The following is a 17,952-nucleotide window of genomic DNA, read 5'->3' as shown; positions in this document are numbered from 1 at the left end:
TTACGCTGTTGGCTTATCCTGAACTGCCTCAGCGTCAAACTCAACCCTGGGAACGTCCGGTAACCGATCCTGCCAGCCGAACTGCTGCAGCATCTGCTGCCATATCGGATCCAGTCCGGCGCGGATCACCAGCGGTTCTCCGGTAAAAGGATGCGTCAGCGAGAGTGCGCTGGCGTGCAGCATTAAACGATCGAGTCCGAAATGCGCCGCTGCGCCACGATTCTGGCGCAGATCGCCGTGAGCGCTGTCGCCAATAATCGGATGGCGCAGGTGTGCCATATGACGGCGCAGCTGATGCTTGCGCCCGGTGCGCGGTGACATCTCCACAAGGGTATACCGGGCACTGCTGTATTTACCGATTGCCACCGGCATTTCTGTCTGCGCCAGCGCCTGATAATCCGTGACGGCAGGCTGCGGTGCGCGCGGTTCAGCAGAAAATTTATCCGCAATTTTGTCCAGCTCTTCCAGCAGCGGATAATCGAGCGTAGCCGCGCCATCCAGCCAGCCGCGCAGTACGGCATGGTAGGTTTTTTGTATCTGATGCTGCTCAAACTGCTGCGCCAGTAAACGGCCCGCCTCGCTCGATAAGCCCATCAGCAGCACGCCAGAGGTTGGGCGATCGAGCCGGTGTGCGGTAAAGACGTGCTGACCAATCTGATCGCGCACCGTCTGCATCACCACCACTTTCTCTTTGCGATCGAGCCAGCTGCGGTGCACCAGCCAGCCGGCAGGCTTGTTCACTGCTACCAGCCACTCATCCTGATAGATAATCTCCAGCATCAGCGCGCTGGCTCCGCAAACAGCGCATCAAGCTCACGCAGCGCGATCAGCAGAGCGGTATAGCCAGGGGTGACCGGAGTCAGAGCAACTTCATAATAGGGTGCGACGGCAAAGCCGGCAGGCATTGGCGCGCCGGAGGCGATCAGGGCTGACATACGCGGGATCAATACCCACTGCAGCCACTCCAGCGGTGCCATGGTATCAAGGCAGAAAGGCTGGTCGCTGTTAAACGCGGCCGCGTCAGGGGCGTTCTGCTGCCAGTAATCGTGTTCGCGCATGACTGCTTCGACCTGCTGCAGTCGCTGCGTAATAGTGTGCGTCGACATAGGTTGCCTCTGTGAAATAATGGGCGGCAAGCATATCACTCGTCACCGATGGCGTAAAAAGCGCATAAAAAAAGGGAGCACTGTTAATAACAGTGCTCCCGGTTCGTTGTGCAGCATTCCCGCCACCGCAGTGCTCCCTGCTCATCCGTGACAACTCTTCCTGCGCTTTCCATTGCCTGTCTTCATGACAGCATCCTTAGCATCCTGGCTCGCCCTGCTCCGCATGGCTCACATTCTCCATCCTGGAGGTGTCCCTTACTCACTCCTGAGTGTCCTGCTTCGTCCTGAAGCCTTCCCTGTGACGTAAACTCCGTTACGTTCCCGCCTCCTGGCTGACATTCTCCTGAACGTCGCTCTGTCCATAGCGTCCTGCTAACGGTGGGTATTCTCTCAAAAATCGCCACAATAACAAGTAAGCATGAACCATTAATCGATCAAGTATTGTCTCAATTTTCAGACTGATACCATAACTCTATGATTCACAATATCTTTACATTTAGCGTTTCTGAAAGGTTCATTCATAAAATGTCGATCTCGCACAGGGTTTGTAAGAGATCTCTTACATAGCGCTTCGGTTATCAGCCCATCAGGCCAATAACAGGTTGTATATCATCAAGAAATGTCCGGACACAAGGTGAAAGAATTTCACGTTTGTTACGCCCCGGCTCTTCCAGAATGACCTCTCCGGTAAGATTACATATTGCTACCATCTCCTGCTCTGAAGCGGTGGTGGCAATAAACAGCGTCGGACTCTGTTTCAGACGTCGCTTCATAATCAGGTGGCCGATCAGATTCTCCTGCAGCCGGATAAAATCCTCTTCGCTCCATACCTGCAACAGCGTTAACCTGTGCTGCTGCAGGCGGGCATGCATATCGCCGGCAAACTGAGTCGTGTAAAACGCAGTAATATCAGGCTGGATCTGAATATCCAGCGCCCGCTCCACCGCATCCAGGCCTGACGATGGCGAAAAAGGCTGCGGCTGCCAGAGAACGCGGTCATCAACAGTATTGATGATACAGGGTGAAGGGATCCCCGCAAGATCGCTACTGGCAGGATAGTGTCCCTGCTGCTGCTGCCAGAGATCGATATAACGGGTGGTAAACGCACGCAGTGCGCTGGCGGTGGGCTGCATCATTCATCTTCTCGCTGGTGATCGGTTACACTTAGCCACTTTGATTCACGTTGTGGTAACCATTATGTCTTCTGAACACCCAAACCCGGCCTTAAGCGGCCTGACCCTGGGCAAATCTGTCGCCTATGTAGATGAGTACGATAACACGCTGCTGCAATCTGTGCCGCGCAGTCTCAACCGGGAACCGCTCAATCTTTTTCCGGATAACCTGCCATTTCACGGCGCAGATATCTGGACACTGTATGAGCTTTCATGGCTTAACAGCAAAGGTGTCCCGCAGGTCGCGATTGGTGAAGTGGTGCTGGCTGCTGACAGCGTAAATCTGATTGAGTCGAAAAGCTTTAAGCTCTACCTGAACAGCTTTAATCAGACCCGCTTTGCGGACTGGGGCGACGTGCGTCAGACGCTGGAACGCGATCTGCGCGCCTGCGCCAGCGGCAACGTCAGCGTGGCGCTGTTTCGCCTGAGCGAGCTGGAAAGCCAGCCTATCGGACAGTTCAGCGGCAGCGTTATTGATGAACAGGATATCAGCATCAGCGATTACGGTTTTGATGCCGGGCATCTTGCGCACGCCGCGGGCAATGAAATCGTAGACGAGACGCTGATAAGCCACCTGCTGAAATCTAACTGTCTGATCACCAACCAGCCCGACTGGGGATCGGTGATGATTCGTTATAAAGGCCCACGTATCGACCGCGAGGCGCTGCTGCGCTATCTGATCTCTTTCCGCCAGCACAACGAGTTTCATGAGCAGTGCGTGGAGCGCATTTTTAATGACGTGCAGCGTTTCTGCCAGCCAGAGGCGTTAACCGTTTATGCGCGCTACACCCGCCGCGGCGGTCTGGATATCAACCCGTGGCGCAGCAATGTTCCCTTCACGCCCGGCTTTTCGCGTCTGGCACGCCAGTAACAGAGTGCGAGGCACCTCGCAGGCCGTAGCAGGGATGCGCGGTTCCTCTTGAGCAATCCCAGCCGGGAGCGTTAATCTGTCTGCGGCGTTAAGCGTAATGCGTATGCGACCAGGGATTTTCGTCACTGTGCTCAGCCGGTTAAGCGCAGTGTCATCAGTCACGCTATGGCGTGTAAAGGAGTTCTTTTGATTACACATATCAGCCCGCTTGGCTCAATGGATCTGCTCTCCCAGCTGGAAGTTGACATGCTGAAGCAGACCGCCAGCAGCGATCTCTACCAGCTTTTCCGTAACTGTTCCCTTGCAGTGCTTAACTCCGGCAGCCAGACAGACAGCAGTCATGAGCTGCTCTCACGTTTTGAAAATTTCGCTATCAACGTCCTGCGCCGCGAGCGCGGCGTTAAGCTGGAGCTGATCAATCCGCCGGAAGAGGCCTTTGTGGATGGGCGTATCATCCGCTCACTGCAGGCCAACCTGTTTGCCGTGCTGCGCGATATTCTGTTTGTTAACGGCCAGCTTGCTCTGCCAGAGCGCCTCGCGGGTCAGGCTGACGACTCCGCGCATATCACCAATCAGGTTTTCTCGATACTGCGTAACGCGCGCGCGCTGCACGTCGGGGAGTATCCTAATACCGTGGTTTGCTGGGGCGGACACTCTATCAACGCGGTGGAGTACCAGTATTGCCGTAATGTTGGCACCCAGATGGGGCTGCGCGAGCTGAATATCTGCACCGGCTGCGGCCCAGGCGTAATGGAAGCGCCCATGAAAGGCGCGGCGGTAGGTCACGCGCAGCAGCGCTATCATGACAGCCGCTTTATCGGCCTGACTGAGCCTTCCATTATCGCCGCTGAACCGCCTAACCCGCTGGTTAACGAACTCATCATTATGCCCGATATCGAAAAACGCCTTGAGGCCTTTGTCCGTATTGCGCATGGCATCGTGATCTTCCCGGGTGGCGTCGGCACCGCCGAAGAGTTTCTCTACCTGCTTGGTATTCTGATGAATCCGCAAAACAGCGAGCAGGTGCTGCCGCTGATCCTCACCGGCCCTAAAGAGAGCGCTGACTATTTCCGCGTGCTCGATGATTTCATCGTCAATACTTTGGGCGAGCAGGCGCGCAAACACTATACGATCATTATTGATGATGCCGCTGAAGTGGCGCGCCAGATGAAAAAAGCGATGCCGCAGGTAAAAGAGCATCGTCGCGAAACCGGTGACGCTTACAGCTTTAACTGGTCTATTCGTATTGCGCCGGATCTGCAGGTGCCTTTCCTGCCGACCCACGAAAACATGGCTAATCTCAACCTGTTTCCGAATCAGCCGGCGGAAAAACTGGCGGCTGATTTGCGACGTGCCTTCTCCGGGATCGTGGCCGGCAACGTGAAAGAAATTGGTATCCGGGAGATCCGTGAACGCGGCCCCTATCAACTGCGTGGCGACGCCGATCTGATGCATCGCATGGATGAGCTGCTGCAGGGCTTTGTGGCGCAGCAGCGTATGAAACTACCGGGCAGTGCCTATATCCCCTGCTACGAAATCATCAAATAACCCTTCAGGAAGGCAGCCTCCGGGCTGCCGCTTATCGCTTTTATGGCACTACATTTATTAATTATCGATGCGCTGAATCTCATTCGTCGCCTGCATGCCGTTCAGGGCTCTCCCTGCCGCGACGCCTGTGTTGCGGCGCTGCATCAGCTGCTTGGTCATACACGCCCGACCCACGCGGTGGCGGTATTTGACAGTCCGGAGCGCCACCCCGGCTGGCGTCATGCGCTGCTGCCGGATTACAAAGCGGGGCGACCGCCAATGCCAGAGGATCTGCAACAGGAGCTGCCGCTGCTGCAGGAGGCCTTTCGCACCGCAGGCGTCAGCTGCTGGATCGCCGGGGACGATGAAGCAGACGACCTGGCCGCTACCCTGGCAGTGAAAATGGCGGATGCCGGGCATCAGGCCACCATCGTTTCCACCGATAAGGGATATTGTCAGCTGCTGGCGCCCGCTATCCGCATTCGCGACTATTTTCAAAAGCGCTGGCTTGATGTGCCGTTTATCGCACAGGAGTTTGGCGTTGCCCCGGCACAGCTGCCGGATTACTGGGGTTTATGCGGCATCAGCAGCAGTAAAATTCCGGGCGTATCCGGCATCGGCCCGAAAAGCGCACGCGAGCTGCTGGCGCAGTTTGGTTCACTGGAGGCGATTTATCAGCAGTGGGAGCAGGTGCCGGCAAAGTGGCAGAGTAAATTACACGCCCAGCGTGAAACAGCCGCGATCTGCCGCCAGGTTGCCACGCTGAAGCGCGATTTAGTGCTGCAGGGCAATCTTAATACGCTGCGCTATCAGGCAGGATAAATCACGGTACGCCAGGGACGCATAAATGCGTCCCCTACAATCATCGTAATGACGTCCGATTATGTTGTCCCGAACGCATACGTACGCTAGGGACGCATGAATGCGTCCCCTACAATAATTGTAGGGGCGCCATTAATGGCGCCCGTGTTAATGCGCGTTCGGAACGTCATGACGCCATTAATGGCGCCCGTATTGATGCGCGTTCGGAACGTCATGACGCCATTAATGGCGCCCGTATTGATGCGCGCGCAGGACGTCATGATGCCATTGATGGCGCCCATGGTGCATCCGATTATATTGCCCCGAACGCATATATATGCCAGGGACGCATGAATGCGTCCCCTACAATCATCGTAATGACGTCCGATTATGTTGTCCCGAATGCATACGTACGCCAGGGACGCATGAATGCGTCCCCTACATTAACCGTAGGGGCGCCATTAATGGCGCCCGTGTTAATGCGCGTTCGGAACGTCATGACGCCATTAATGGCGCCCGTATTTAATGCGCGTTCGGAACGTAATGACGCCATTAATGGCGCCCGTGTTAATGCGCATTCGGAACGTAATGACGCCATTAATGGCGCCCGTTGTGCGTCCGATGATATTGTCCCGAACGCATACATACGTACGCCAGGGACGCATCAATGCGTCCCCCACAATCACCGTAGGGGCGCCCGTTGCTGACAGATCAGCGTTCGTCGCGGCGGCCGCCGGTAGCAGCCCAGATGCGCCGGACGTGTACCGTTACCTCTTCACGATCGTGATAAAGCTGACGCGCCTGAATCTGGGCGTTGATACCCTGCGCTTTTAACGCTTCATCTATCATCGCCAGATTTTGCGTGACCTCTTCATAACGCTTTTTCATCGGCAGCTTGAGGTTGAAAATCGCTTCGCGACACCAGCCGTTTACCAGCCACTCGGTCATCAACGTGGCCACGCGCACCGGTTTTTCTACCATATCGCATACCAGCCAGCTGATATTGCTGCGCGGCGGGCGAAACTTAAAACCATCCTCACGACAGTGGGTAACCTGTCCGGTATCCATCAGGCTTGGCGCCATCGGGCCGTTATCTACCGCATAGACCCACATGCTGCGCTTCACCAGCTGATAGGTCCAGCCGCCCGGGCAGGCGCCCAGATCGACCGCATACATGCCGCTTCCCAGGCGTTCGTCCCATTCATCGGCTGGCACAAACACATGAAACGCCTCTTCCAGTTTCAGCGTTGAGCGGCTGGGGGCGTCAGAAGGAAACTTCAGTCGCGGGATCCCCATATAGAATGGCGAATTGTTTTCCGGCAGTGAATAACCTACATAGCAGGTGCCCGGGGCGATAAAAAACACGTGCACCACCGGCCGCTTAGGGCTCTCATAGTTGAGCAGGATATTGCTGGCGCGCAGGCTGGCGCGCAGCGGCACCGTCAGCTTGCGGCAGAATTTAGTCAGCTCTTTGGCTTCATTGGTATCCGGAACCTCGACCCGCAGCTCTCCCCCTTTCTCCACCACTCCGGTCAGCATGCCGGTAATGGGAGTAATGCGATCTTCGGGAGGTAAGTCGCGCAGCAGCTCGCCGACAACCAGCATCTGACGGGCAAAAATCAGTTCAGCAAACGGCAGCGAGCGCAGCAGCTTCTCTGCATCTTCTGGCTGATAGCACTCAAACAACACGTAGCCCGCTTCTTCTTTTACCCGCGGAAAGCCGTAAACTTCCCGCTCTGCTGCTTTAGCACTGATTTCTGCCGCGCACTCTTTTTCAAATCCGGGACGACAATAGAGTAATACTTTATTCATGGCGTTCTGCCTTTGTTTTCAGACGCAGCGCGCCAATCAACATCAAAAACCAGCCGATCAGAAAGCAAAACCCCCCTGCCGGCGTAACAAACACCCAGAACTGCAGGTGCGACAGCGCCAGGCAATAGAGACTGCCGCTGAAAAGAACGGTACCCAGCGCCATCGCTGCGCTGCTCCAGTAAAACCAGATATTGGCGCGTCGCAGCATCGCGGCACCCAGTCCCATTACCGCCAGCGTGTGGTAAGCCTGATACTCCAGGCCGGTATGGATCCACGCCATTTCAGATGGCCCCAGCGATTTACTTAATACGTGCGCGCCAAACGCACCAAACGCCACCAGCACGAAGCCGCTGATGGCTGCAAATATAAACATGGCACGACTGGACATCGATCTATCCTCATGGTTCCGCCGCACATCACTGTGCAGCGAACGGTAACTTAGTGATCGTAGCGAAAACGGAATTTTTCCTGTTCAGTAGCGGCTTTTTCCAGAATCCACTGACGAAAGGCGGCTATTTTACCCAGTTCTGCCTGACTGTCATGACAAACCAGATAAAAAGCGTTTTTACTTACCAGCACATCATTGAACGGGCAGACCAGGCGCCCTGCTTCGATCTCACTCTCTGCCATCACGTTGTTCGCCAGCGCCACACCCTGCCCGTGGATCGCTGCCTGCAGTACCATGGCGCTGTGGCTGAAAATAGGTCCCTGTTGCACATTAATATGCTGCAGTCCCAGCTGGCGGGTGTAGGCCTGCCAGTCGCGACGCGACGCATCATGCAGCAGCGTAAAGTGCGCCAGATCGGCGGGCGATTTCAGCGGATTATCGCCGGAGAGCAGCAGCGGTGAGCAGACCGGCAGCAGATATTCAGCGTAGAGCTTATCCACCCGCAGGCCCGGCCAGTTTCCCCGGCCATAGAAGATAGCGACGTCAACATCGTCTGCCAGCTTCTCCTCTTCACGGTCTACCGCCTGAATACGCACGTCGATTCCCGGATAAGCCATATTAAAGCTGGAGAGACGCGGCACCAGCCACTGAATCGCAAAGCTGGGCAGCAGGCTGACCGTAAGCGCACCTTTAGCGCTGCGCGCCTGCAGCTTGCGGGTCGCATCATTAAGCGCTGAAAAAATCTCTTTGATATCGAGATAGTAACTCTGCCCCTCTTCCGTCAGCAGCAGCGAGCGATTGCGGCGGCGGAACAGCTTGAGCCCGAGAAAATCCTCAAGCGACTTGATCTGATGGCTCACCGCCGCCTGGGTCACAAACAGCTCTTCAGCGGCTTTGGTGAAGCTCAGATAGCGGGCAGCCGCGTCAAAAACACGTAAAGCATTGAGCGGCGGAAGGCGTTTAGACATGGTTTTCCACAGATGGATTCATAGTGTAAAACTGCAACTTATACAACGTCGTCAGCTATTAGATTTTTTAATCCGAGACATTATAATTTGTCCGTTGAGGAAGCTCCAGCAAATACCTATAGTTGCCGCACTTCCAGAGCCGGAACGAAAAGTTTTCTGAAAACGTGCGAGAGATCGCAGACTTTTGGAGAGCTTTTGGCTTGTGGTCGTGATGTTGTGTTTGCATTTTTTGATCTGAAAATTGCAGATCAAANTCCAGCAAATACCTATAGTTGCCGCACTTCCAGAGCCGGAACGAAAAGTTTTCTGAAAACGTGCGAGAGATCGCAGACTTTTGGAGAGCTTTTGGCTTGTGGTCGTGATGTTGTGTTTGCATTTTTTGATCTGAAAATTGCAGATCAAACTTTTAATTCCTGAGATTTACCCTGTCTGTCCAAAGTAATTTTATATAGCACCGCAAATTGCGGTGCTTTTTTTTGCGCAATTTTACTGCCCCATCTCAACCATCTCTTTCACATCAGAGCGGTTAATCTGCTGCTCATTGCCATTGGCATCTTTATAGCTGATCATACCGGTATCATCATCAACTTTTGGCTTGCCGTCAGCAACAATCGTGCGGCCATCGTTCGTGTGCATAACATAGTTGCTGGAACAGGCCGCCAGGGTAAATGCCATGGTGCAGACAGCCAGCACTGCGGTAAGTTTGTTCATCTTCTATCTCCTTGCAGATTGATTGCATTAAACCGCCCGCAGCCACGACATTGCGCCATCAGCCTGAAAGCACGGCTGAAAATGGCGAACAGGTTATGCGGGTTTCGGTTCAAACCTTGCCATAATGAGCATAACGCGCTTTTACAGCTTTGCCAGCCTGCAGCCTGCTGTTACGGCTGGCCCTAAATCACCGGAGTGGGCCCGATATGACCATCTTCTCTCCTGGCGCTTTTCGTCAGCAATTTCCTGCGCTGAACGATGCCGGCGTCTATCTGGACAGCGCCGCCACGGCGCTCAAGCCGCAGGCGGTCATTGATGCCACCGCACAGTTCTATTCGCTCAGCGCCGGCACCGTGCATCGCAGCCAGTTTGCTGCGGCGCGTGCGCTGACGGCACAGTATGAACAGGCACGAGGCGTGGTCGCACAGTGGCTAAATGCCGCTGACGATCGGCAGATTGTCTGGACGCGCGGCACCACTGAGGCGATCAATCTGGTGGCGTACAGCTGGCTGGCACCGCGTCTGCAGCCAGGTGATGAAATCATCGTCAGCGAGGCGGAGCATCACGCTAACCTGGTGCCGTGGCTGATGGTGGCTCAGGCAAGCGGCGCCACGGTAGTGAAATGGCCGCTGGGAGCCGATCGCCGGCCCGACATTGCCCTGCTGCCGGAGCTGATCAATACGCGCACCCGCCTGCTGGCCGTGAGCCAGATGTCAAACGTCACCGGCGGCTGTCCGGATCTGGCCCAAGCTATCGCGCTGGCGCATGAGGCGGGTGCAAAGGTCATGGTGGATGGCGCGCAGGGCGTGGTGCACTGCCCGCCTGACGTGCAGGCGCTAAATATTGATTTCTATGCGTTTTCCGGCCACAAACTTTATGGTCCGATGGGCATTGGCGTACTGTATGGCAAAGCAGAGTTGCTGGAGTCGATGCAGCCGTGGCAGGGCGGCGGCAAAATGCTGACGCAGGTCGACTTCAGCGGATTCACCCCGCAGCCGGTACCGTGGCGCTTCGAGGCCGGAACGCCCAATGTGGCGGGTGTGGTGGGCCTCAGCGCGGCGCTGAACTGGCTGTCGCACCATCATCAGGAAAAAGCGGAGATGTGGAGTCAGCAGCTCGCCTGTCTGGCCGAAGAGCAGCTAAGCGCGCTGCCTGGCTTTCGCAGCTTCCGCTGCGGCTCTTCCAGCCTGCTTGCCTTTGATATTGCAGGCATTCATCACAGCGATATCGTCACGCTGCTGGCTGAACAGGGCATTGCGCTGCGTGCCGGGCAGCACTGCGCGCAGCCGCTGATGGCAGCTCTGGGCGTCAGCGGTACGCTGCGCGTCTCGTTCGCGCCTTATAATAACCTGCAGGATGTGGATGCGCTGGTGCGCGCCATGCACTGCGCCGTGAACCTTTTAGGTGAATAATCTCATGACTACCCTGCTCGCCCCCCACCCCTTTGGCCATACGATCACCGCTCAGGGGCTGACCGACACGTTTGCCCGCTTTCAGCAGTGGGAGGATCGCTACCGGCAGCTGATTCAGCTCAGCCGCCAGCTGCCGGCGCTGCCGGAAGAACTGAAGTGTGCGGAGATTGAGCTGAGCGGCTGTGAAAACCGCGTCTGGCTCAGCAGCCAGCAGCTGCCTGACGGCACGCTGCATTTTTATGGCGACAGCGAGGGACGAATTGTGCGTGGCCTGCTGGCCGTGCTGCTGACCGCCACCGAAGGAAAGACCCCGGCACAGCTGCTGGCGCAGGACCCGCTGGCGCTGTTTGATACGCTGGGACTGCGCGCGCAGCTGAGCGCGTCACGCAGCAGCGGCCTGCAGGCGCTGGCAGAGGCGGTAACGCGCGCGGCGCGTCAGGCTGCCTGACGCGCGCGGCGCGCCTGAAACTTCTTCAGCGCGTGCGATACCGCGATAAATCCAAACGTGGCGGTCACCATGGTTGCCGCCCCGAAGCCTGCAGCACAATCCATACGCTTCGGGCCTTCTGCGGTACTGCGCGAGGCGCATACGCTGCCGTCGGGCTGCGGATAGACCAGCGCTTCAGTGGAAAACACGCAGTCGATGCCCAGTTTGCCCTTACTGTTTTTTACCACGCCAAAATCACTTTTCAGGCGCTCACGCAGTTTGGCCGCCAGCGGATCCTGGATGGTTTTCGCCAGATCGCTGACCTGAATCTGAGTGGGATCGATCTGTCCGCCTGCCCCGCCCGTGGTAATAAGCGGAACTTTATTACGCCGGCACCAGGCGATCAGTGCCGCTTTCGGCCGCACGCTGTCGATGGCATCGATCACATAGTCAAACCCGGCAGAGAGCAATTCTGCGGTGTTTTGCGGCGTGATAAAGTCGTCAATGCAGGTGACAACGCACTCCGGATTGATGGCGCGGATACGGGCGGCCATGACCTCCGTTTTTGCCTGGCCGACATTGCCCTGCTGCGCATGGATCTGCCGGTTGGTATTGGTGATACAGACATCATCCATATCGATCAGCGTAATGTGTCCGATGCCGGTACGCGCCAGCGCTTCAGCGGCCCAGGAGCCTACGCCGCCAATACCAATTACGCAGAAATGCGCCTCTGCAAACTGCTGCAGCGCCTCCTGTCCATAAAGACGCGCCGTTCCGCCAAAGCGCTGTCGCCAGGCGTCGCTTACCACTTTCATATCTGATCTTTACTCCGGAATGCGGTGCGCCGCGTGGCGCACCCGATAATGTACTCTCCTGCAGAGAGCTGGCTGTCAGTGTATCAATTTGCGCCGGTCAGCAGTGAACCGTTATTGCCGTTTTGCGCAGTGCTGAACAGCGGCTGTCCGGCGCCGGGAGCGGTCTTCAGTACCCAGACGCGGCCGTAGTGGTTATAAAAGCCAGCCAGATGCGCGGCGTCCGGACCTACGCCCTGATAGATGTCAAAGTGCTGGCCTTTGATTGCGCCACCGACGTCCAGCGCCACCATCAGACGCATTTCATACTTACCGTTGAACTTACCTTTTGCATTCAGCTGCGGTACTTCCGCCAGCAGCGCCGTGCCCGCCGGGATCAGTGAGCGGTCAGAGGCAACCGACGCTTTGGCAATCAGCGGAACTGCGCTGGCACCCCGCACCGGCACGTACTCTTCAGGTTTAAAGAAGACAAAGGACTGGTTGGTCTCCAGCACATCACGCACTTCCTGCGGTGAATGCTCCTCAGCCCACTGCCGGATGGCCTGCATCGACATATCTTCGCGTTTAACTTCACCGCGATCGATCAGCTCTTTACCGATGCTGTGATAAGCCCAGCCATTTTTACCGCCGTAGCCAAAGAAGCGCAGCGGACGTCCGTCACCAAAATCGACGTAGCCGCTGCCCTGCACATCCATCATAAAGTTGTCGATCAGCGAGTTACTCCAGGCGATGACGTAGCGCTCATCAAGCGCGCCGCTATAAATGCCGGCGCGGCTCGGCAGCTTCGCCCCGCGCGGGCGCGGCGGCATGCGATAAATAGGATACTGAAACTCACCCTGCCGGGTGTAGCGCGCTTCCACTACCGGCGTGTAGTAACCGGTAAACTGCACGTTGCCATAATTGTCGGTACCTTCCATCTGAAACGCATTCAGGCCAAACTGACGCAGCTGACGCGTATCTGCACCCGAAAGAAGCCAGTTCTGGATAGCGCTGTAGGTGTCATTATTACGGCTGAACAGACGCGATGAGGCGGACTGAATCTGCTGCACCTGCAGGCCGAAATCCTGCCCGTTAACCGGACGCCCTTTGGCATTAGGCTCATTAACCAGCCCGAGCGGTTGCTCCAGCTTGCCATCAATATATTGCTGACCGCGATCGGTCGGCTTCGAGCTACAACCTGCTAATAGCGCCAGAAATGCGCCAGTGAGTGCATACTTTACCCGGTGTCCGTTCATGACTCTCTCTTGTTGTCGGTTGTTCGCCCGGCGACGATAGCAAAGCCCTGGTCATAATGAAATCTGCCACCCGCCATCGCCTTCACATCTGTACATTTTTTCATCCGGATGCGACATTATTCAGCAACTGCTTATGGATTTCACCCGTTAAGCGCAAAAAGGGGTTGCATCGTCACGCGCCAGGTGTATAGTGCGCATCCACGGACGCGGGGTGGAGCAGCCTGGTAGCTCGTCGGGCTCATAACCCGAAGGTCGTCGGTTCNTATATCCTGAAAACCGCCAATAACTATCAGACAGAGATTGGCTTTTTGCTCCAGCAACTGCTTATGGATTTCACCCGTTAAGCGCAAAAAGGGGTTGCATCGTCACGCGCCAGGTGTATAGTGCGCATCCACGGACGCGGGGTGGAGCAGCCTGGTAGCTCGTCGGGCTCATAACCCGAAGGTCGTCGGTTCAAATCCGGCCCCCGCAACCAATTCTTCTTAGTGAAGAGACAATATGAAGTGTCGCTCAGGCGACAGACGGACGCGGGGTGGAGCAGCCTGGTAGCTCGTCGGGCTCATAACCCGAAGGTCGTCGGTTCAAATCCGGCCTCCGCAACCAATTATCTTAAGAAGAATACAATGTGAAACGTCGCTCAGTGCGACAGACGGACGCGGGGTGGAGCAGCCTGGTAGCTCGTCGGGCTCATAACCCGAAGGTCGTCGGTTCGAATCCGGCCCCCGCAACCACTTCTTCTGAAGAAGAAACATAAAACACCTTAACGGGTGTTTTTTTGTTTCTGCCGCCGGAAAAAAAGCGGCATCGCTGCCGCCCTGCCCTTACCGCCGTGCCAGCACGCCGCCTTTATCAAAATAGGCTNAATCCGGCCCCCGCAACCACTTCTTCTGAAGAAGAAACATAAAACACCTTAACGGGTGTTTTTTTGTTTCTGCCGCCGGAAAAAAAGCGGCATCGCTGCCGCCCTGCCCTTACCGCCGTGCCAGCACGCCGCCTTTATCAAAATAGGCTTTGATACCGTGAAAAATCGCTTCGGCCACCTGATGCTGATAGCGTGCGGTGCGCAGCTTGCGCTCCTCCTCCACGTTACTGATAAACGCCGTCTCAACCAGAATTGACGGGATATCGGGCGCTTTCAGCACGGCAAAACCCGCCTGATCAACCGTACGCTTATGCAGATGATTGATGCGCCCCATGCGCGCCAGTACCTCTTTGCCAAACTTCAGGCTGTCGCTGATGGTCTGACGCTGCACCATATCGAACATCGTGTGGTCGAGATAGCGATCGCCGCTCATGCTGACGCCGCCAATCAGATCGGCCTCGTTCTGCGTCTGTGCCAGGAAACGGGCTGCGGCAGAGGTCGCACCGCGCGTGGAGAGCGCGAACACCGAAGAGCCACGCGCTGCCCGGCTGGTAAACGCATCGGCATGAATAGAAACAAACAGATCGGCACGCTGCTTGCGCGCTTTGGCCACCCGCACGCGCAGTGGAATAAACACATCTTCATTACGCGTCATGTAGGCTTTCATATTGTGCTCTTTATCGATCAATGCCCGCAGGTAGCGACCAATCTTCAGCACAATATCCTTTTCACGCGTTTTGTATTTGCCGTGCGCACCGGGGTCTTCGCCGCCGTGTCCGGGATCGATCATGATAATGATCGGACGATCGCGCCCCGCCTTACCCGGCAACGGTGCCTGCGCAGGCTGATCGCGCTCCAGATCGCCTTTGTTGTAATCATTGAGCAGCGCCAGCAGCGGATCGTCGGCGTGCGATGCCTGACTGGGATACAGATCCACCACCAGCCGGTTTTTGATACCGGCTACAGGCGCCAGGGTAAAGGTTTTTGGTGCGACGTTACGCTTCAGCTCCAGCACAATCCGCACCGTGTGCGGATCAAACTGCCCGACCCGTGCCGTTTTGATAAAGGGATCGTCTGTACGCACCAGCTTATTGATGCCTTTCAGTGCCGGATTAATATGCAGGTTCTTGATATCAATGACCAGACGTTCCGGATTGCTCAGCGCAAACTGCTTGTAGTGCAGCGGGATATTCGACTCCAGCGTGACGCGGGAGTACGTTGATGAAGGCCAGATGCGTACCGCAACAATGTGCTGACTCGCTGCCAGCCCGGTACGCGTTACGCTAAGTAGCCATAGCGCACCGGCACCTTGTAATAACCGTCTTCGGGAAAAAGCCTGGGACATGCCACTCCAACTACTGTTTTATAGATAAATCTGCGTCAGCTGACGCTCAGAAAGCGAAAACTTTATCCAATCTGGCAACGCTTGTCTCGTCGGAAAAGCCAGATAATGCAGGCTGTTATCAACGGATGCATCTGAAAAATCGTAAAGTAACGTCAGGCGCAACGCTTGCAATACGGCGAAAAACAGAATAAAAATACACTAATTACGAATAACCATTCACAGAGGGTGCACCGTGAAGGAACGCAGTACCGAGCTGGTTCAGGGTTTTCGCCATACCGTTCCCTATATTAATGCCCATCGCGACAAGACGTTTGTCATCATGCTGGGCGGCGAAGCCATTGAGCATGAAAACTTCTCCAGTATCGTTAACGATATTGGCCTGCTGCATAGCCTGGGCATCCGTCTGGTGGTGGTCTATGGCGCACGTCCGCAGATTGATGCCAGCATGGCGCAGCAGCAGCTGGAGCCTCTCTATCATAAACACACCCGCGTGACCGATGCGCAATCGCTGGAGCTGGTAAAGCAGGCGGCAGGTCGTCTGCAGCTTGATATCACCGCCCGCCTCTCGATGAGTCTTAACAACACGCCGCTGCAGGGCGCGCATATTAATGTCGTCAGCGGTAACTTTATCATTGCCCAGCCGCTGGGCGTGGATGATGGCGTTGACTACTGCCACAGCGGACGCATTCGCCGTATTGATGAAGAGGCGATTCACCGTCAGCTGGATAATAATGCGATTGTACTGCTGGGTCCGGTCGCCGTCTCTGTAACCGGCGAAAGCTTTAATCTCACCTCAGAAGAGGTTGCCACGCAGCTCGCCATCAAGCTCAAGGCAGAGAAGATGATTGGCTTCTGCTCCGAGCAGGGCGTGACCGATCGCGCCGGCACAATTATTTCAGAGCTGTTTCCCGGCGATGCGCAGGCGCGCATTGATGAGATGGAGAGCGACGGCGATTTTCTGTCCGGTACGGTGCGTTTTCTGCGCGGCGCGGTGAAAGCGTGTCGCAGCGGCGTGCGCCGCAGCCATCTGATCAGCTATCAGGAGGATGGCGCACTGCTGCAGGAGCTCTTCTCACGCGACGGTATCGGTACGCAGATTGTTATGGAGTCTGCCGAGCAGATCCGTCGCGCCAACATCAACGATATTGGCGGCATTCTGGAGCTGATCCGTCCGCTGGAGCAGCAGGGTATTCTGGTACGGCGCTCGCGTGAACAGCTGGAGATGGAGATCGATAAGTTTACCATCATCCAGCGCGATAATATGACCATCGCCTGTGCCGCGCTCTACCCGTTCCCGGATGAGCAGATTGGCGAAATGGCGTGTGTGGCAGTACATCCCGACTATCGCAGCTCATCGCGCGGCGAGCTGCTGCTGGATCGCGTAGCGCTACAGGCGCGGCAGATGGGGCTGAAAAAGCTGTTTGTGCTCACCACCCGCAGCATTCACTGGTTTCAGGAGCGGGGTTTTACGCCAGTAGATATTGAGTCGCTGCCAGAGAGCAAGCAGCAGATGTATAACTATCAGCGTCGTTCAAAGGTGCTGATGGCAGATTTAAAATAAGCCACGATATTCCCGGGCCGCATTAATGCGGCCCCTACGTGATCCTGTGGGGGCGCCATTTATGGCGCCCTGGCCGCGCATGAAATTCCGGGCTGCGTTATTCTCCCCAGGGCCGCATTAATGCGGCCCCTACGGGACNATGGCGCCCTGGCCGCGCATGAAATTCCGGGCTGCGTTATTCTCCCCAGGGCCGCATTAATGCGGCCCCTACGGGACGTTGGCGTTTTTCGCAGGGGCGCCATTTATGGGGCCCTGGCCGCGCATGAAATTCCGGACTGCGTTATTCCTCCTCAGGGCCGCATTAATGCGGCCCCTACGGGACGGTGGCGTTTTTCGCAGGGGCGCCATTTATGGCGCCCTGGCCGCGCATGAAATTTCGGGCCGCGTTATTCCCCCCAGGGCCGCATTAATGCGGCCCCTACGTGATCCTGTAGGGGCGCCATTTATGGGGCCCTGGCCGCGCGGGAAATTTCGGGCCGCATTATTCCCCCCAGGGCCGCATTAATGCGGCCCCTACGTGATCCTGTAGGGGCGCCATTTATGGCGCCCTGGCCGCGCGGGAATTTCCGGGCTGCGTTATTCCCCCCCCAAGGCCGCATTAATGCGGCCCCTACGGAACGGTGATATTTTCGTAGGGGCGCCATTTATGGCGCCCTGGCCGCGCGGGAATTTCCGGGCTGCGTTATTCTCCCAAGGGCCGCATTAATGCGGCCCCTACGGGACGTTGGCGTTTTTTCGTAGGGGCGCCATTCATGGTGCCCCGGCCGCGCGGGAAATTTCGGGCTGCGTTATTCCTCCCAAGGGCCGGTGATATTTTCGTAGGGGCGCCATTTATGGGGCCCTGGCCGCGCATGAAATTCCGGACTGCGTTATTCTCCCCAGGGCCGCATTAATGCGGCCCCTACGGGACGGTGGCGTTTTTCGCAGGGGCGCCATTTATGG

General features: G+C 56.4%; 16 protein-coding genes and 4 tRNA genes. 10 read left to right on the top strand and 10 right to left on the bottom strand.

The genetic code is table 11. The annotated features are described in order from the left end of the window. The 3 genes from truC to syd all read right to left on the bottom strand — a co-directional run bounded on the left by truC (position 1) and on the right by syd (position 2,242). Complete coding sequence (truC, locus tag F3I15_RS16185) at positions 1-780, bottom strand: tRNA pseudouridine(65) synthase TruC (RefSeq protein WP_039379909.1); 780 nt, start codon at positions 778-780, stop codon at positions 1-3. Beyond that, positions 780-1,106 (bottom strand): YqcC family protein, encoded by a 327-nt coding sequence (locus F3I15_RS16180; RefSeq protein ID WP_150018615.1) that lies wholly within the window; start codon positions 1,104-1,106, stop codon positions 780-782. Before F3I15_RS16180 ends, truC begins: the two co-directional genes overlap by 1 nt. A gap of 578 nt (positions 1,107-1,684) precedes the next feature. Then, positions 1,685-2,242, bottom strand: a complete 558-nt coding sequence (syd, locus tag F3I15_RS16175) for a SecY-interacting protein (protein ID WP_150018614.1) — start codon at positions 2,240-2,242, stop codon at positions 1,685-1,687. Between the two features lie 61 nt (positions 2,243-2,303). Here syd and queF point away from each other — a divergent pair, with 61 nt between their 5' ends. The 3 genes from queF to xni all read left to right on the top strand — a co-directional run bounded on the left by queF (position 2,304) and on the right by xni (position 5,498). Next, positions 2,304-3,149, top strand: coding sequence for an NADPH-dependent 7-cyano-7-deazaguanine reductase QueF (gene queF / locus F3I15_RS16170; RefSeq protein WP_150018613.1), 846 nt, complete (start codon positions 2,304-2,306; stop codon positions 3,147-3,149). Between the two features lie 186 nt (positions 3,150-3,335). Further along, positions 3,336-4,697, top strand: a complete 1,362-nt coding sequence (ppnN, locus tag F3I15_RS16165; RefSeq protein ID WP_039379917.1) for a nucleotide 5'-monophosphate nucleosidase PpnN — start codon at positions 3,336-3,338, stop codon at positions 4,695-4,697. Between the two features lie 42 nt (positions 4,698-4,739). After that, positions 4,740-5,498: a flap endonuclease Xni gene (xni, locus tag F3I15_RS16160; RefSeq protein ID WP_150018612.1), complete on the top strand. Its 759-nt coding sequence runs from the start codon at positions 4,740-4,742 to the stop codon at positions 5,496-5,498. 690 nt (positions 5,499-6,188) lie between these two features. On the opposite strand, the gene rlmM is transcribed toward xni, so the two are convergent. From rlmM to F3I15_RS16140, 4 genes are all read right to left on the bottom strand, one after another. Next, positions 6,189-7,289 (bottom strand): 23S rRNA (cytidine(2498)-2'-O)-methyltransferase RlmM, encoded by a 1,101-nt coding sequence (gene rlmM, locus F3I15_RS16155; protein ID WP_150018611.1) that lies wholly within the window; start codon positions 7,287-7,289, stop codon positions 6,189-6,191. Then, positions 7,282-7,677, bottom strand: coding sequence for a DUF423 domain-containing protein (locus F3I15_RS16150; protein WP_039379923.1), 396 nt, complete (start codon positions 7,675-7,677; stop codon positions 7,282-7,284). The genes rlmM and F3I15_RS16150 overlap by 8 nt, the downstream gene beginning before the upstream one ends. 50 nt (positions 7,678-7,727) lie before the next feature. Next, entirely contained in the window at positions 7,728-8,645 is a 918-nt protein-coding gene (locus F3I15_RS16145) for a transcriptional regulator GcvA (protein WP_039379926.1), read from the bottom strand. A 486-nt stretch (positions 8,646-9,131) separates the two neighbouring features. Continuing rightward, positions 9,132-9,356, bottom strand: coding sequence for a YgdI/YgdR family lipoprotein (locus tag F3I15_RS16140; RefSeq protein WP_039379928.1), 225 nt, complete (start codon positions 9,354-9,356; stop codon positions 9,132-9,134). A 206-nt stretch (positions 9,357-9,562) separates the two neighbouring features. Between F3I15_RS16140 and csdA the strand changes: the two genes are divergently transcribed. Together csdA and csdE are read left to right on the top strand one after the other, a co-directional pair. After that, positions 9,563-10,768: a cysteine desulfurase CsdA gene (gene csdA / locus F3I15_RS16135; RefSeq protein WP_150018610.1), complete on the top strand. Its 1,206-nt coding sequence runs from the start codon at positions 9,563-9,565 to the stop codon at positions 10,766-10,768. A gap of 4 nt (positions 10,769-10,772) precedes the next feature. Further along, positions 10,773-11,216: a cysteine desulfurase sulfur acceptor subunit CsdE gene (csdE, locus tag F3I15_RS16130; RefSeq protein WP_150018609.1), complete on the top strand. Its 444-nt coding sequence runs from the start codon at positions 10,773-10,775 to the stop codon at positions 11,214-11,216. Here csdE and tcdA read toward each other — a convergent pair. Together tcdA and mltA are read right to left on the bottom strand one after the other, a co-directional pair. Continuing rightward, positions 11,204-12,010: a tRNA cyclic N6-threonylcarbamoyladenosine(37) synthase TcdA gene (gene tcdA / locus F3I15_RS16125; protein WP_150018608.1), complete on the bottom strand. Its 807-nt coding sequence runs from the start codon at positions 12,008-12,010 to the stop codon at positions 11,204-11,206. The two genes, csdE and tcdA, sit on opposite strands and share 13 nt — an antisense overlap. Before the next feature lie 83 nt (positions 12,011-12,093). Then, positions 12,094-13,242 (bottom strand): murein transglycosylase A, encoded by a 1,149-nt coding sequence (gene mltA, locus F3I15_RS16120; RefSeq protein ID WP_071668551.1) that lies wholly within the window; start codon positions 13,240-13,242, stop codon positions 12,094-12,096. A gap of 210 nt (positions 13,243-13,452) precedes the next feature. Between mltA and F3I15_RS16115 the strand changes: the two genes are divergently transcribed. From F3I15_RS16115 to F3I15_RS16100, 4 genes are all read left to right on the top strand, one after another. Further along, a tRNA-Met gene (locus F3I15_RS16115) sits at positions 13,453-13,524 on the top strand. A gap of 116 nt (positions 13,525-13,640) precedes the next feature. Beyond that, positions 13,641-13,717 (top strand) — tRNA-Met (locus F3I15_RS16110). A 51-nt stretch (positions 13,718-13,768) separates the two neighbouring features. Then, positions 13,769-13,845, top strand: a tRNA-Met gene (locus F3I15_RS16105). 51 nt (positions 13,846-13,896) lie between these two features. Beyond that, positions 13,897-13,973, top strand: a tRNA-Met gene (locus tag F3I15_RS16100). A gap of 240 nt (positions 13,974-14,213) precedes the next feature. On the opposite strand, the gene amiC is transcribed toward F3I15_RS16100, so the two are convergent. Then, positions 14,214-15,449 (bottom strand): N-acetylmuramoyl-L-alanine amidase AmiC, encoded by a 1,236-nt coding sequence (gene amiC, locus F3I15_RS16095; RefSeq protein ID WP_150018607.1) that lies wholly within the window; start codon positions 15,447-15,449, stop codon positions 14,214-14,216. A 232-nt stretch (positions 15,450-15,681) separates the two neighbouring features. Here amiC and argA point away from each other — a divergent pair, with 232 nt between their 5' ends. Further along, positions 15,682-17,010, top strand: coding sequence for an amino-acid N-acetyltransferase (gene argA, locus F3I15_RS16090; protein ID WP_150018606.1), 1,329 nt, complete (start codon positions 15,682-15,684; stop codon positions 17,008-17,010). Positions 17,011-17,952 lie beyond the last annotated feature (942 nt).

The organism is Pantoea sp. M_9, assembly GCF_008631385.1.
Taxonomy (GTDB): domain Bacteria; phylum Pseudomonadota; class Gammaproteobacteria; order Enterobacterales; family Enterobacteriaceae; genus Pantoea; species Pantoea eucrina.
Note: the sequence above shows the minus strand (reverse complement) of the source record. Positions and strands in the feature narration are given on the sequence as shown.

Coding starts and splice junctions, on each gene's coding strand:
- syd (WP_150018614.1), bottom strand. CDS start 2,242: ATGATGCAGCCCACCGCCAGCGCACTGCGTGCGTTTACCACCCGTTAT.
- mltA (WP_071668551.1), bottom strand. CDS start 13,242: ATGAACGGACACCGGGTAAAGTATGCACTCACTGGCGCATTTCTGGCG.
- csdA (WP_150018610.1), top strand. CDS start 9,563: ATGACCATCTTCTCTCCTGGCGCTTTTCGTCAGCAATTTCCTGCGCTG.
- queF (WP_150018613.1), top strand. CDS start 2,304: ATGTCTTCTGAACACCCAAACCCGGCCTTAAGCGGCCTGACCCTGGGC.
- csdE (WP_150018609.1), top strand. CDS start 10,773: ATGACTACCCTGCTCGCCCCCCACCCCTTTGGCCATACGATCACCGCT.
- truC (WP_039379909.1), bottom strand. CDS start 780: ATGCTGGAGATTATCTATCAGGATGAGTGGCTGGTAGCAGTGAACAAG.
- tcdA (WP_150018608.1), bottom strand. CDS start 12,010: ATGAAAGTGGTAAGCGACGCCTGGCGACAGCGCTTTGGCGGAACGGCG.
- amiC (WP_150018607.1), bottom strand. CDS start 15,449: ATGTCCCAGGCTTTTTCCCGAAGACGGTTATTACAAGGTGCCGGTGCG.
- F3I15_RS16145 (WP_039379926.1), bottom strand. CDS start 8,645: ATGTCTAAACGCCTTCCGCCGCTCAATGCTTTACGTGTTTTTGACGCG.
- F3I15_RS16180 (WP_150018615.1), bottom strand. CDS start 1,106: ATGTCGACGCACACTATTACGCAGCGACTGCAGCAGGTCGAAGCAGTC.
- xni (WP_150018612.1), top strand. CDS start 4,740: ATGGCACTACATTTATTAATTATCGATGCGCTGAATCTCATTCGTCGC.
- rlmM (WP_150018611.1), bottom strand. CDS start 7,289: ATGAATAAAGTATTACTCTATTGTCGTCCCGGATTTGAAAAAGAGTGC.
- F3I15_RS16150 (WP_039379923.1), bottom strand. CDS start 7,677: ATGTCCAGTCGTGCCATGTTTATATTTGCAGCCATCAGCGGCTTCGTG.
- F3I15_RS16140 (WP_039379928.1), bottom strand. CDS start 9,356: ATGAACAAACTTACCGCAGTGCTGGCTGTCTGCACCATGGCATTTACC.